Origin of the sequence: Streptomyces sp. NPDC088923 (genome assembly GCF_044749745.1) — a bacterium.
Taxonomy (GTDB): Bacteria; Actinomycetota; Actinomycetes; order Streptomycetales; family Streptomycetaceae; genus Streptomyces.
The window spans coordinates 239,443-252,499 of sequence record NZ_JBIVIO010000008.1 but is presented as its reverse complement, the minus strand read 5'-3'; the positions used below and the strand labels follow the sequence as shown (position 1 = coordinate 252,499).

The following is a 13,057-nucleotide window of genomic DNA, read 5'->3' as shown; positions in this document are numbered from 1 at the left end:
GACCGGAGAGGAGCGCGGCGTGGCAGTGGGCACGGTGCGGTACTGGGCGGCGGCGAAGGCCGCGGCGGGGACCGCGGAGGAGCCGTACGAGGCGGCGACGCTCGCGGAGGCCCTGGCGGCGGTGCGTGTCCGCCATCCGGGAGAGCTGGTCCGGGTCCTGGACCGCTCCTCCTTCCTGGTCGACGGGAATGCCGTGGGGAGCCGTCCGCATGAGACGGTACGTCTGGCCGAGGGCGGCACGGTCGAGGTGCTCCCGCCGTTCGCAGGAGGGTGAACCGCACACCATGAGCAATCAGCCGTACGACCCGTACGGGCCCGCCCAGCCCCAGGAGCAGTGGCCCACCGGCCAGCAGCCGGGGCAGGGGCAGCAGGACGACATGCAGCAGACCCAGACCTGGCAGGCGCAGACCTGGGAGACCTCCGTGCAGCCGGTGGTGCCGCCGGAGTCGGCGGCCGAGGCGACGGCGTACCTGCCACCCGTGCCGCCTCTTCAGCCCGGTCCGCCCGCTCAGCCCGGTCCGCCCGTCCAGCCCGCCGCGTACGAGGAACGCCCGCCGGGACCGTACGGGGCCGACCCCTACGTCTCGCGGGACGGGACCGGCCTCTCGCAGGGTGGACCCGGCTTCGCGCCGTACGGTCAGCCGGAGACGTACGGGCAGCCGGTGACGTACGGGCAGCAGTCGCCGTCCCGGGAGCAGCAGTCGCTGTCCCGGGAGCAGCGGTCGCAGTCCCAGGGGCAGGAGTACGCGTACGGGGCCTACACGCCGCCGCCCGGACCCTCGCCCGTGCCGCCCGCCGCTCCGGTGACGGAACCGCCCGTGCCGCCCGCCGCTCCCGCGGAGCCGGTCGCCGCGCCGCCGGCGGGAGCCGGCTTCGGGCCCGCGACACTCGCCGGGAACACGCGCATCTCCGACGCGCAGCGCGCCCGTGCCGAGGGCCGCTCGCCGATCATCTACCCCGGGACGCAGCCGGCCGCGCTCACCGCCGCGCTCGCGCTGCTCCTCGCGGGCGGCGCGGCGCTCGGCTCGTACGCGCTGCTGCTCCCGCTCGTCGTGCTCCAGGCCGTCACGGCCGCCGGGTGGTTCCGGCTCAACGGCATGTGGCCCGCGCGGCAGGGCATCGCGCTCGCCTTCCTCGGCGGGGTCGTCGCCGACATCGGGGTCCTCGCGGCGGACTCCGGGCCCGGGGCGATCATCGGCGCGGCGGGGGTGTGGGTGCTGCTGTGCGTCGTGCTCCAGCTGCGCAGCCACGCCTCGCCGGACGAGCGGCTGTACGGGCTCATGGCGACCGTCGTCTCCTCCGCGCTCGCCGTGTGCGGGGCGGGGTTCCTCGCGGCGGACTCGGGGGCCGTGGTCGCGGGGACCCTCGCGGTGGCGGGGGCGATCGTGGCTCGGAGCGTGCGGTTGCCGTTGCCGGCGTCGTTCCTCGCGGCGGTGGTCGTGGGGGTCGTGGCCGGTGTGCTCGGCGGGGCCGTCGGCGGCCTCGGGGCCGGGGCGGGGGCCGTGGTGGGACTCGCGGCGGCGCTCTGCGCGGTGGTGGGGCACCGGGTGGCGTCGTACGACTATCCGTCGCGGTTCGTGCACATGACGGCGGGGGTGGCGTTGCCGCTGGCCGCGGCGGCGCCGGTGGTGTGGTGGCTGGGGTCGCTCGTGGGGTGAGCCCTGTGCCGGGCGGGCCTCGCGGGGCTCCGCCCCGGACCCCGCTCCTCAAACGCCGGAGGGGCTGGATTTTTTGGTGCGGATTCCTTTTCCGGTGCGGCCCGGGGGACCTCGGGAGGGCTCAATTGCAGACCGGTACAGGGGGTAACCGTTCGTCATGCGTCTCCTGCGAATAGTCGTCGTGCTCGTCGTCCTCCTCGGTGGAGGCGGTCTCCTCGCTGACCGGTGGGCGCTGCACCGGGCCGAGGGGGAGGCCGCGAAGCGGGTCGAGGAGCGGGAGGGGGTCGAGGACGCCGATGTGGGCATCCGGGGGTTCCCGTTCCTCACGCAGGTCGTCTCGGGACGGATGGAACACGTCGACGTCCGCATGGACGGATACCGGGCGCGGACCGAGCAGGGGCGCGTCAGGGTCGCGCGGATCGATGCCGCGCTGCGCGGGGTGCGGTTCGAGGACGACTACGAGCGGGCGCGGGTCGAGAACGTGTCCGGGAGCGCCCGGATCACGTACCGGGACCTCGTGAAGTCCCTCGGTGGCGAGGAGATACCCGTGGCCTCCGGCGTCTCCGCGAAGGTCGCCTCGCTCAAGGACGGCGGCAAGGGGCGGATCGCCGTGGGCGTCGAGGGCAGCGTCCTCGGGCACGCGCTCCCGGGGACCTTCACCGTGCTGTGCTCCCTCTCGCTCAAGGGCGGTGACCACTTCGTCCTGCACGCCGACGCCCTCCCCGACCTCGGCATCCCGCTGCCGGGGAAATCCGCGCGGGCGCTCGACGTCGAGCAGAAGGTCAGCGACCTGCCCGAAGGGCTGCGGCTGGACTCCGTACGGGCCGGGAGCGACGGCGTGCGCGTGCGCTTCTCGGGGAAGGACCTCGATCTGCGCGAGGACGCAGCCTGAGCTGCGGCGCCCGCATCGCGGACAACATCGTCTCACCATGCGAACGGACGGTGACATGTCCCGGAATCGGTCCCTACGATCGGAGCCATGACGCACCAGGCGGACCTCACGAAGCGGCGGGCAGTGGACCTGTGCCGCGTCGCCGCCATGCTCTGTCGCCTTTCCTGACACCCGCGCGGGCGGCGATCCCGCGCCGAGAGCCCCGAAGCCGTACGCGACACCGGTGCGTGACGCCTTCCCCCGGGCCCCTCGGCCCCGGCCCGTCCGCTCCCGCTCCCGCTACGGGCCGCATCGCCCCGTACATCCCGCACTTCGCGCACCCCTGCCGGGCGACACCGCCCGCGACCCGCACGACGGAGGAGAAGAGTATGAGCCGCAGTGACGTCCTGGTCGACGCCGACTGGGTCGAGGCCCACATCGACGACCCGAAGGTGGTCGTCGTCGAGGTCGACGAGGACACCTCGGCCTACGACAAGAACCACATCAAGAACGCCGTCAAGATCGACTGGAAGACGGACCTCCAGGACCCGGTGCGCCGCGACTTCGTCGACCAGGAGGGCTTCGAGAAGCTGCTCTCCGCGCGCGGCATCGCGAACGACGACACCGTCGTCCTCTACGGCGGCAACAACAACTGGTTCGCGAGCTACGCGTACTGGTACTTCAAGCTGTACGGCCACCGGGACGTCAAGCTCCTCGACGGCGGGCGCAAGAAGTGGGAACTGGACTCCCGCGACCTCGTCGACGGCTCCGAGGTCCCGGCCCGCCCGGCGACGACGTACACCGCGCAGGCGCAGGACACCTCGATCCGCGCCTTCCGCGAGGACGTCGTGAGCGCGATCGGCGCCGAGAACCTCGTCGACGTGCGCTCGCCCGACGAGTTCAGCGGCAAGCTGCTCGCCCCCGCGCACCTGCCGCAGGAGCAGTCGCAGCGGCCCGGGCACGTGCCGAGCGCCCGCAACATCCCGTGGTCGAAGAACGCCAACGACGACGGCACCTTCAAGTCGGACGAGGAACTGAAGGCCCTCTACGCCGACGAGCGGGTCGATCTGGAGAAGGACACGATCGCCTACTGCCGCATCGGCGAGCGCTCGGCCCTCACCTGGTTCGTCCTGCACGAGCTCCTTGAGGTCCCGAACGTCCGCAACTACGACGGTTCCTGGACCGAGTACGGCAGCCTCGTCGGCGTGCCGATCGAGCTCGGCGCCGCGAAGTAGTCCCGAGGGACTACGCACCCGCGCGTAGTCCTCACGTACCACCCCACCCCGACCCGCTACAGGAGTAGTTCATGTGTGGAGCGAAGGCCGGCGGCCCTGACGCCTCGACGATTCTGCCCGGTGAGACGACGATCCAGGGGCAGGTGACCCGCGACGGCGAGCCCGTCGCCGGGTACGTGCGGCTCCTCGACTCGACGGGCGAGTTCACCGCCGAGGTCCCGACCTCCGCGACCGGGCAGTTCCGCTTCTACGCGGCCGAGGGGACCTGGACCGTGCGGGCCCTCGTCCCCGGCGCCACGGCGGACCGCACCGTCGTCGCGCAGCAGGGCGGGCTCGCGGAGGTCGCGATCGCGGTCTGAGCGGTCTTGAGCAGGCAGTACGGCTCCCGCGGGTGACGCGCGGGAGCCACGAACCGGCCGGAGGGCCGTGCCCCAGGGGGTTGGACGCTTCCTGACACAACGGGTACGGCCCTTCGCGCCGTCCGGGACGGAGACGCCCGCTGCGCGCCGCACGGACGGGCACCCCCGCTTCGTGCCGTGCGGGACGGGTGCCGCCCTCCGCGCCCGTCCCGGTGGCCCGCCGCGCGTGCCGTCCTCCTCCGGGCGTCCTACCGTGGAGGGATGTACACACGACGGAGGCGCGCCTACTTCCTCATGATGGGGATCTGCCTCGTCCTCTTCGTCTCCGCCTGGGCCTTCGTCCGCATCTGGTCCGTCCCGGCGGCCATCGCCATGTGCGTCGTCGCCCTCGTCATCCCGCCCGTCGCCGCCATCGTCGCCAACCGGCGCGGCCCCGAGGACCGCTGGTGGGACGAGAAGGACGACGACGACAGCGAGCACCGCAAGCGCCGCTGAGCGCCCGCCGGGCACCCGGCCGCCCGCCTCCGCCCCCTCCCGCCCCGAGCCCTCCTGCCCCCTCCCGCCCCGCGCCCTCCTGCCCCGTCCCGCGTGCCCCGCCCCTTCACGGCCCGTACCAAACGGGACGTACGTGGCAGCTTCACGAATCCTTCTTGCCTCGCGCACAACTCGCGGGAAATACTCCCCCCACCTCGCCGTTCGCGTCCGATGCCCCCGGGTTCACCCCGGGCGCGCACCGCCCACGGCCTGGACCGATTCCACTTCCGTGTTCCGTGGGGGGACCACGCCCGATGGGCGCATTCACGCGCGCGCTGCGCGCTCTCGTACTGCTCGCCGGTTTCTATCTCGTCGGCCTCGTGCTGCTCGCGCTGCTCGGTCTCGGGGACTGGGCCCTCGTGACCTCCGGGCACCACGGGATCGGCGTCATCCGGCTCCAGATCCTGTCCGTCGTCCTCGCCGTACCGCTCGTGCGCGGCCTCGCGCTGGTCCGCACCCCGCGCGGTGAGGGGCCGCACGGGGTCGAGCTGACGACCGAGGCGCAGCCGCGGCTGTGGGAGCTGGTGCGCGCGCTCGCCGAGGCGGCGGGGACCCGCGCCCCGGCGCGCATCCTGCTCACCGCCGACGTCAACGCGGCCGTCAGCGAACGCACGCGGCTGCTCGGCCTCGTCCCCGGACCGCGCGAGCTGTACCTCGGGCTTCCGCTCCTCCAGGGCCTCACGGAGGCGCAGTTGCGGGGGGTGCTCGCGCACGAGCTGGGGCACTACGCCCACGCGGACACGCGCCTGAGCGGCATCACCGCACGGGTGCGCGGCCAAGTGGCCCGTACCGTCGCGCACTTGCGGGGCGAGGCCGGTGAGGGCAAGACCGAGAAGCGCAACGTCCTGCACCGTCTGCTGGCCAAGCTGTACACCGGCTACGGCACGTTCGTCCTGCGCGTCACGCTCCAGGACGCGCGCCGCCAGGAGTACGCCGCCGACCGGCTCGCCGCGCGCCTCGCGGGCCGTACGGCGACCGCCTCGGCGCTGCGCGAACTCCCCGCGCTCGAAACCTCCTTCGCCTTCTACCTCGACGCCTACGCCCTCGCGGGCAGCGATCAGGGGCTGCTGCCGCCGCGCGGTGAGGTCTTCGGCGGGTACGGGCGGCTGCTCGACGCCCGGCAGCTCGAACTGGTGGGGCTGCGCGCCGAGTTGCCCCACGACTCGTCCTCGCCGTACGACTCCCACCCGCCGCTCGCCGCGCGCGTGCGCCGGATCGAGGAGTTGCCCGACGACGGGCGCACCGACGAGGGCGGTGCGGCGGCCTTCGCACTGCTGGAGGCGCCGCGAGAGCCGCTCGCGGCGCTGGAGGACGCGGTGCTCAAGGCACCGCCGTCGGGCACCTGGGCGCGCGCGGCCGACTGGCCGGACCTGCTCACCCGCTCCATGGACGCCCGGCTCGGCGACCAGGACGCCCCGCTGCCCCGTGCCCTCGTGCGCGAGAAGGGCACGGCCGGGCTGCCCACGCTCCTCTCCGTGATCGAGGCGGGCGAGCTGTGGGAACTCGCCCGCCACCTGCCCGCCTCCGCCGAGACCCGTGCCGCGAAGGGCCGCGCGCGTCAGACGATGCTGAGGCCGCTGCTGCGCGTGCAACTGCACCGCATGGTGCTCGCCGATTTCTCCGTACGGGGGCGGCTGCGCTGGGAGTTCTCGTGGGAGGGCCCGCACGCGGCGGTGCTCACGGGCGAGCGCGGGGCGCCGCTGGAGGAGGGGGCCGAGAGCCGGGACGAGGGCGGGCCCGCCCTGGAGCACGCGATCGAGGCGGCGCTCGCCGACCGCCCCGACACCGGGCCGCTGCGCGCGCTGTGCGCGCTGGGGGGCGGCCCGCACACCCCGAAGGACGGACTCGTATGACCGTGGTCGGCGGCGCACTCGCCGTGATGCTGGTGTCCCTGCTGCTGTCGTGGCGCAAGCAGCGGCGGAACGAACGCGGCGGGATCACGCTGCCGCGTGACACGGCGGCGGACTCGCGGGAGGCCCGGGTCAGGGAGCGGGCCGAGGCGGCCGGGTTCCTGCCGCGCGAACGGCTCGACACCGAGCGGACCGCGGCCCCCGATCCGCGCGTCGAGGCCGCCGTCGAGGCCGTGGTGCGCGGGGAGTGGGAACCGGCCGCCGCGCTCGTGCGGGAGAGCGGCACGGACTGGTGGCTGCGGCGCAACTGCGTCTCGCGGCTCGCGGAGCGGGCGGCCGAGGACGACGCCTGGCTCGCCGCCTGGGAACGGGCCCGGCCCGGCGACCCGGAGGCCGCTCTCGTACGGGGCGATTCGACGGTCGACCTCGCCTGGAACATCCGGGGTTCGCTCACCGCCGACCACACGACGGCCGAGCAGTTCCGCGGCTTCCACCAGGTGCTCCACCAGGCGCGCGTCGACCTCGATCGCGCGATCGCGCTGAACCCCGAGGACCCGACCCCGCTGGTGGCCTCCATCCCGCTCGCCTTCGGCATGGGCGAACCGCACGCGTCCATGCGGGAGTTGTGGGCGCGGATCGTCGCGCTCGACCCGTACCACTTCCAGGGGCACTGGGCGGCCTTGCAGTACTGGTGCGCGAAGTGGCGCGGATCACGGGAACTGGCGATGGAGTTCGCCGAGAGCGCCGCGGCGGGGGCACCGCCCGAGTCGATGCTCGCGATCCTGCCGCTCCTCGCCCGCTGGGAGCACCGGAACGACATGAAGGACCCGTTCACGAGCCCTCAGGCGCGTGCGGCGACCGACGCGGCGCTCCGCGCGCTCGCCGCCGCGCCCGAGGCGCGGACCGCCCCGCAGGTACGCCACTTGGCCGCGTACTTCCTGGCCGAGCAGAAGCGGTACGGGGAGGCGCGGGAGCAGTTCCGCCTCGTCGACGGCCGGATCGGCGCGGCGCCGTGGACGTACTTCGCGCGCCCCGCGGAGGCGTACGAGGAAGTCCGGGACGGGGTGCTGCGCAAGGCCCGTTGAGCCCCTGCGCCCGCCCGCGCCGCCCCCCCCGTTACCCCAGCCGCAGGCTGAGTTGGGTGCCCAGTTCCAGGTAGCCCAGGGCCGCCGCCACGCGGCGGGAGGCGGGCGGACGGGCACGCCACTGGGGGAGGAGCCCGGCGGCGAGGGCGTGGGCCGTCGCCGCCGAGGCGGTGGTACGGGCCAGGCCGCGCCCCCGGGACCCGGGGGCGGTGAGGACGCAGAGGTGGGCGGTCCGGTGCGGCCAGTGGGCGTATCCCGCCGCTGCCAGCGGGCGGCCGTGCTCGCGGATCACGAAGGCGGGGGACGTGATCTCGTCGAGGGACGCCTCGGCCGCGTCCGCTTCCCCGGCCGCTCGCTCCAGCTCACGCAAGTAAGCGTGTGCCGACGGAAGTCGCTCGACCTGAGGCGCGCCGGGTGCGACCGGCAGGAACGCCTCTCCGGATACGTACGAGAGCGCCGCAGGCCCCAGTACGGACGTGACCGGCAACCGCTCGCGCAGCCCGGACTCCGTCAACGTCCGCGCCCCGCGCACCAGTTCGCCCGTTTCCTCGTCCGGTACGGTCACGAGCGCCGTCCCGCCGAGCGTCACCACGCCCACCCAGCCGTCCGGGCACAGCCGCGACCCCGGCGCGACAGCGACCCGCACCTCACCGGCCGTCGAGGGGAACTCCTGGGGCAATCCGGCGAGTTCGGACCACAGGCCGCGGGCCGCCCCCAGCAGATCCGCCATCGCTCCCCCCCGTCAGCGCCCGAGCCCGTCAGTACACCAGCGCCTGGACGCCGTCCTTCATGATCTCGCTCACGAAGACCTGCGCCCCCGCGATCCGCACGCCCTCCAAGACGTCCTTCTGCGCGATGTCCCTGCGCGCCGCGCACTGCGTGCACAGGGTGATCGTGCCGCCCGCCTGGATGGCCTCGATCAGGTCGGGGAGCGGTGCGGCGTGCGGGAGTTCGAATTCCGCCGCGCGGCCCGGCAGCGCGAACCACGACGACTCGCCCGTGAGCCACAGCGAGACCTCGACGCCGCTCGCCACCGCCACCGAGGCGACCGTGAACGCCTGCGAGCAGCGTTCGGGCGCGTCGGCACCCGCCGTCACCTTGATCACCAGCTTATTTGCCATGGCCGAATCGTAACGGTGCGGTGTACAACTCCCTGGGGGAAGTGTGGGTCTTCTGTGCACACGGTTGCACGATGCGCCCACAGTTTTCGGCAAAAAGATCACTTTTACGACACCCTGGGGGGATTGCGTGAACCTGCGCGGACGCGGGAAGCGAGACGAAGAGGGGGAGGCGAGCGAGCCGGCCGCGCCCGCCCCGCGCCGCCCGCGCGGAGCGACCACGCTGCTGCTCGTCGCCGCCGCCGTGCTCGGCCTCGGCGGCGGCACGGCCTACGGCTACCACGTCCAGGCGGACCGCCACCCCAAGCAGCTCCCGCCCCTCGCCCAGCCGGGACTGAGCTACCCGAAGAAGGCGCTCCCGGCCGACGCGAAGGGCTCCCGCCCGCCGCTGGAGGAGAACCAGGACCACCAGCTCGTGTACCGGGGCGGCCTGGACCGGCTCGTGGTCGCCCCGCCCAAGGGCTGGAAGCGCGCCGGCAAGGAAGTCTTCGGCAAGGGCACCCTCCGTACCGACGACATCGCCAGGTACGCGGTCGAGTACGACGACTCCGGGGAGACGCTGGCGGAACTGGTCCGCACCGGCGCGGTCCGCTTCGCGGGCGAGAACTGGACGGACGGCAGGGGCCTGTACGGCTACGTACGGCTCATCGAGTTCCGGCCGGGCTCGAAGGACGACGCCGCGCAGCGGGCCACGGACAACGGCGCGTACTTCCAGCTGGACGACGGGTCCACCGCCGACGAAGTCGCCCCCGGAACCTCCGTCTTCCGCTGGAAGGAGCCTCCGCACTCCGGCTACCCGCCCATGTGGGGCGGCGCCGTGTTCGGCTCGCGCGGGAACGTCAACATCGAAATGGTCTTCTTCGGCACGTCACCCGTCAGTGAGGCGAAGCTGACGGAGGCCGCGAAGAAGCAGTGGGAGCGCCTGTGAGCGAGAACGAACCGCCGGTGAACCCCACGGCGGAGGCCACGGAACCGGTGGGACCGGCCGAGGCCACGACGCCGGCGGAGGCTGTCACCGCGCGGGCGGAGGCTGTCACCGCGTCGGCCGAGGTCGTGGAACCGGCAGGGGCCGCGCCCGTACGGAAGCGGCGCCCCCGGCTCCGTACCGTCCTCGGCTACGCACTCCCCGCCGTGATGCTCGTCGGCGCGGGCGCCGGCTCCTTCGCGTACGTGAAGCACAGCGTGGACGGCGCGGACCGTACCGTCGCGACCCGGCAGTGGGACACGGACGCCCCGGCGGCGAAACGGCCGAAGAGCACGTACGGAAAGGGTTCGGCGCAGGGGAAACTCCAGCGCCAGCTCCTGCCGGTGCCCGACGGCTACGCGCTCGGCCCGTACGTGACGGAGGGGAGCGACGACGTCGAGCTGAGTTCCCGGGAAATCGCCCAGTGGCTCACCTCGTCGGCGGCCGGGCAGGGGCTCGGCGCCGAGGAGCGCGAGGGAGTGGACCGAGTCGTGCGCACCTCGGCGCCCCGCGCCTTGGCCGTGCGCAGCTATGCGGCTCCCGACGACTCGGTCTACATCGTCAGCCTTTCGCAGTCCAAGGGTGGCAAGCCCGCCGCGTCGGTCCTCAAGCCGAGCGTGGCGGCCATGGAGAAGAACCTCAAGAAGGGGCCGGCCGTGCCCGGGCACGCGAAGGACGCCGCCTGTTTCCGGATGCCCGGGATGGAGGACACCGATGGCACCGCGGTCGATCTCGCACGTCTGACATGCGTCGCCTGGCACGGTGATCTCAGCGTCGCCATCGACGCCACGGGAGCGGACCCGCTGAACTCCCACGCAGCCGTCGCCTTCTTCGCCCGCCAGCTCGACCGCCTCAAGTCCACGGGGACCGCCGTATGACCGACCAGCTCCTGCCCCCCATCCCCGCCGGACCGCCGCCCGCGGACGAAGCGGCCGAGACGAAGGCCGCCACGGATATCCCGGCGGCCACGGATATCCCGGCCACGGATACCCCGGCGGCCACGGAGGTTCCCGCCGTCGCGGAGAGCCCGGCTGACGCCCAGGTTCCTGTTCCCCCCGAGCCCCCCGCCGTCGCGGAGCCCTCCGCCCCGCCCCGTCCCCCTCTCCGTACGCGCCCCCGCTTCCGTGCCGCCGTCCGCTGGGGGCTCGCCGTCGTGCTGTGCGCCGGGCTCGGCGGTGGCGCCGCCGCGTACGTCACCGCGATGCACCGCGACGACGTGCCGGGGCTCTCCACCAAGAGCGACGGCCGCTGGGACTACCCCGCGCTCTCGCTGCCCGCCCTGCGCGAGGGCGAGCCGCAACCGGGCGACGAGGCGAACCGCGCGGGGCTGCACTTCGCCGACCCGCGCGACCTGCTGCTTCCCGCTCCCGCCGGGGCGAGAGCGGACAGGGCGCTGCCAGGTGGCGTCGTGCCCACGGACCGCTACCTCGCCGAGTACCGCGAGGAGGACCGCAAGGAGCTGCGCGACAACCTCGAAGGCGGCGGGCTGCGTCAGGTCACCGCGCGCGGCTGGACGACGCCGGACGGTACGCACACCCGCGTCTACCTGCTCCGTTTCCCCGGGCAGGCGCAGGCGTCCTACTACCAGACGTCCGCCATCGACACCGCTTGGAGCCCCGAGGTCGAACCCCTCGGCTCCTCCCTCAGCTACATCGACCAGGGCAGCAAGCAGGCCGGCCCCAAGGTGCGCCTCGGCATCACCGCCGCGTACGCCGAGGAGGCCCCGTTCGGCGCGCGGCAGGTACGCCACGCGTACATCCAGGCCGGCGACACGGTGGCGTTCGTGATCATGGACCGCAAGGGCAAGACGCCGGCCCTCCCCTTCCATCAGACCGTGGTCCTCCAGAGCCAGCTCCTCTACTGAACGACGCGAGCCGCCGCGCCCCGGGTGCCGAGGGCGGCCCGGTACCCCCACCCGGCCGCCCTCGCCCCCACCTCCGCCGCCGCCTCCGATTAAGCTGAGTGCTGCCCGACCACCGGGTCCCGCGATCGCGGTCCGCCCCTCCCAAGGAGCACTCCATGCTTGAGGCCATCTACACGACTCTCCTCGTGCTCGTCTGCGTCGGCGTCCTCGCCTTCGCCGGCCTCTCGCTGAAGAAGCTGTACCAGGGCCAGCGCTGATCACTGTCGCCCGAGAGACCACCCCGAGAGATCGCTGAGCCGCACATCATGATCGAGATCCCTTCCGACCTGCACCGCGACCTCGTCCCCCTCGCCTGGCTCCTCGGCGACTGGGCCGGCGCGGGTGTCTTCGACTTCCCCGGCGCCGAGAAGTGCAATTTCGGGCAGGAGCTGTCCTTCAGCCACGACGGCAGGGACTTCCTGGAGTACACCTCGCACAGCTGGGTGCTCGACAAGGACGGCAACAAGGTGGGCCCGCTGGAGTCCGAGTCCGGCTTCTGGCGGATCGGCAAGGACCGCCAGGTCGAGACCGTCATGACGCGTGACGCCGGAGTCGTCGAGGTCTGGTACGGGCAACTCGCCGAGGGCAAGCCGCAGATCGACCTCGTCACGGACGCCGTGGCCCGCGTCGAGGCGGCCGAGCCGTACAGCGGCGGCAAGCGTCTGTACGGGTACGTCAACAGCGACCTGCTCTGGGTCGGCGAGAAGCAGACCCCCGAGGTCAGCCTGCGCCCGTACATGTCCGCGCAGCTCAAGAAGGTCGTGAGCCCCGAGCAGGTCGCCGAGATGGCCCGCAACCTGCCGGACATGCCGGACGACGGCATCGCGTTCTTCAAGTAGGCCCCCGCGCGGGCCCTCGTACGGGGCCGGGGCCGCCTTCCCGCGGTCCGGTCCCCGGCCCTTTCCGCGGCCCGGTCCCGCTTTCCGCGCCCGTGCCTACACTGGTCGTGTGGTGAGCACCGACTGGAAGAGCGATCTCAGGCAGCGCGGTTACCGGCTGACGCCGCAGCGCCAGCTCGTCCTGGAGGCCGTCGACGCGCTCGAACACGCGACGCCCGACGACATCCTCTGCGAGGTGCGCAAGACGGCCTCGGGCATCAACATCTCGACCGTCTACCGCACGCTTGAGCTGCTGGAGGAGCTGAACCTCGTCAGCCACGCGCACCTCGGCCACGGCGCTCCCACCTACCACCTCGCCGACCGGCACGACCACCTGCACCTCGTGTGCCGTGACTGCGCCGACGTCATCGAGACCGGGGTCGCGAGCGCCGACGCCTTCGCGCGCAAGCTCCGCGAGGAGTTCGGCTTCGAGACCGATCTCAAGCACTTCGCGATCTTCGGCCGCTGCCGCGACTGCCGCGAGGACCGCGAGGGCCGCGAGCGGACCCCCGGTGAGCACACCGAGCACGCCGGGCACGTATCCGGTGACCGCACCGAGCACACCCGCTCCCTGCCGGAATAACCCGGGCCGCGCCGGGGTC

Annotated in this window: 16 protein-coding genes; 14 read left to right on the top strand and 2 right to left on the bottom strand. The window is 73.3% G+C overall.

Annotated features, from left to right (window positions below):
• Positions 1-19: 19 nt before the first annotated feature.
• The 9 genes from ACIP4O_RS26360 (at position 20) to ACIP4O_RS26320 (ending at position 7,592) form a co-directional block, all read left to right on the top strand.
• Entirely contained in the window at positions 20-274 is a 255-nt protein-coding gene (locus ACIP4O_RS26360; RefSeq protein WP_401578116.1) for a MoaD/ThiS family protein, read from the top strand.
• Between the two features lie 10 nt (positions 275-284).
• Complete coding sequence (locus ACIP4O_RS26355; RefSeq protein ID WP_401578114.1) at positions 285-1,658, top strand: hypothetical protein; 1,374 nt, start codon at positions 285-287, stop codon at positions 1,656-1,658.
• Positions 1,659-1,815: 157 nt separating this feature from the next.
• Complete coding sequence (locus tag ACIP4O_RS26350) at positions 1,816-2,550, top strand: DUF2993 domain-containing protein (RefSeq protein WP_401578112.1); 735 nt, start codon at positions 1,816-1,818, stop codon at positions 2,548-2,550.
• 87 nt (positions 2,551-2,637) lie between these two features.
• On the top strand, positions 2,638-2,718 hold the full coding sequence (locus tag ACIP4O_RS26345) for an Ms5788A family Cys-rich leader peptide (protein ID WP_356236317.1): 81 nt from the start codon (positions 2,638-2,640) through the stop codon (positions 2,716-2,718).
• A gap of 200 nt (positions 2,719-2,918) precedes the next feature.
• Positions 2,919-3,764 carry a sulfurtransferase gene (locus tag ACIP4O_RS26340; RefSeq protein ID WP_401578110.1) on the top strand — a complete coding sequence of 282 codons (846 nt, stop codon included), beginning with the start codon at positions 2,919-2,921 and terminating at the stop codon, positions 3,762-3,764.
• A gap of 71 nt (positions 3,765-3,835) precedes the next feature.
• Positions 3,836-4,123: a DUF1416 domain-containing protein gene (locus ACIP4O_RS26335; protein ID WP_361323942.1), complete on the top strand. Its 288-nt coding sequence runs from the start codon at positions 3,836-3,838 to the stop codon at positions 4,121-4,123.
• Between the two features lie 261 nt (positions 4,124-4,384).
• Complete coding sequence (locus ACIP4O_RS26330; protein WP_361323939.1) at positions 4,385-4,618, top strand: DUF3099 domain-containing protein; 234 nt, start codon at positions 4,385-4,387, stop codon at positions 4,616-4,618.
• A gap of 293 nt (positions 4,619-4,911) precedes the next feature.
• Complete coding sequence (locus ACIP4O_RS26325; protein WP_401578107.1) at positions 4,912-6,510, top strand: M48 family metalloprotease; 1,599 nt, start codon at positions 4,912-4,914, stop codon at positions 6,508-6,510.
• Positions 6,507-7,592, top strand: a complete 1,086-nt coding sequence (locus ACIP4O_RS26320) for a hypothetical protein (protein WP_401578105.1) — start codon at positions 6,507-6,509, stop codon at positions 7,590-7,592. Before ACIP4O_RS26325 ends, ACIP4O_RS26320 begins: the two co-directional genes overlap by 4 nt.
• A 31-nt stretch (positions 7,593-7,623) precedes the next feature.
• Here the strand turns inward: ACIP4O_RS26320 and ACIP4O_RS26315 are convergent, their stop codons facing one another.
• Both ACIP4O_RS26315 and ACIP4O_RS26310 read right to left on the bottom strand, forming a co-directional pair.
• A complete protein-coding gene (locus ACIP4O_RS26315) occupies positions 7,624-8,322 on the bottom strand; it encodes a GNAT family N-acetyltransferase (protein ID WP_401578103.1) in 699 nt (232 codons plus the stop codon).
• 28 nt (positions 8,323-8,350) lie between these two features.
• The gene (locus ACIP4O_RS26310) at positions 8,351-8,713 is read right to left on the bottom strand and encodes a DsrE family protein (RefSeq protein WP_164291333.1); all 363 of its coding nucleotides are present in this window, start codon (positions 8,711-8,713) and stop codon (positions 8,351-8,353) included.
• Positions 8,714-8,840: 127 nt separating this feature from the next.
• On the opposite strand from ACIP4O_RS26310, the gene ACIP4O_RS26305 reads away from it, so the two are divergent.
• The 5 genes from ACIP4O_RS26305 (at position 8,841) to ACIP4O_RS26285 (ending at position 13,038) form a co-directional block, all read left to right on the top strand.
• Entirely contained in the window at positions 8,841-9,638 is a 798-nt protein-coding gene (locus tag ACIP4O_RS26305; protein WP_401578100.1) for a hypothetical protein, read from the top strand.
• A complete protein-coding gene (locus ACIP4O_RS26300; protein WP_401578098.1) occupies positions 9,635-10,552 on the top strand; it encodes a hypothetical protein in 918 nt (305 codons plus the stop codon). The genes ACIP4O_RS26305 and ACIP4O_RS26300 overlap by 4 nt, the downstream gene beginning before the upstream one ends.
• Positions 10,549-11,538, top strand: a complete 990-nt coding sequence (locus ACIP4O_RS26295) for a hypothetical protein (RefSeq protein ID WP_401578096.1) — start codon at positions 10,549-10,551, stop codon at positions 11,536-11,538. Before ACIP4O_RS26300 ends, ACIP4O_RS26295 begins: the two co-directional genes overlap by 4 nt.
• A 305-nt stretch (positions 11,539-11,843) precedes the next feature.
• Complete coding sequence (locus ACIP4O_RS26290; protein ID WP_401578094.1) at positions 11,844-12,416, top strand: FABP family protein; 573 nt, start codon at positions 11,844-11,846, stop codon at positions 12,414-12,416.
• Between the two features lie 109 nt (positions 12,417-12,525).
• The gene (locus ACIP4O_RS26285) at positions 12,526-13,038 is read left to right on the top strand and encodes a Fur family transcriptional regulator (RefSeq protein ID WP_401578092.1); all 513 of its coding nucleotides are present in this window, start codon (positions 12,526-12,528) and stop codon (positions 13,036-13,038) included.
• Positions 13,039-13,057 lie beyond the last annotated feature (19 nt).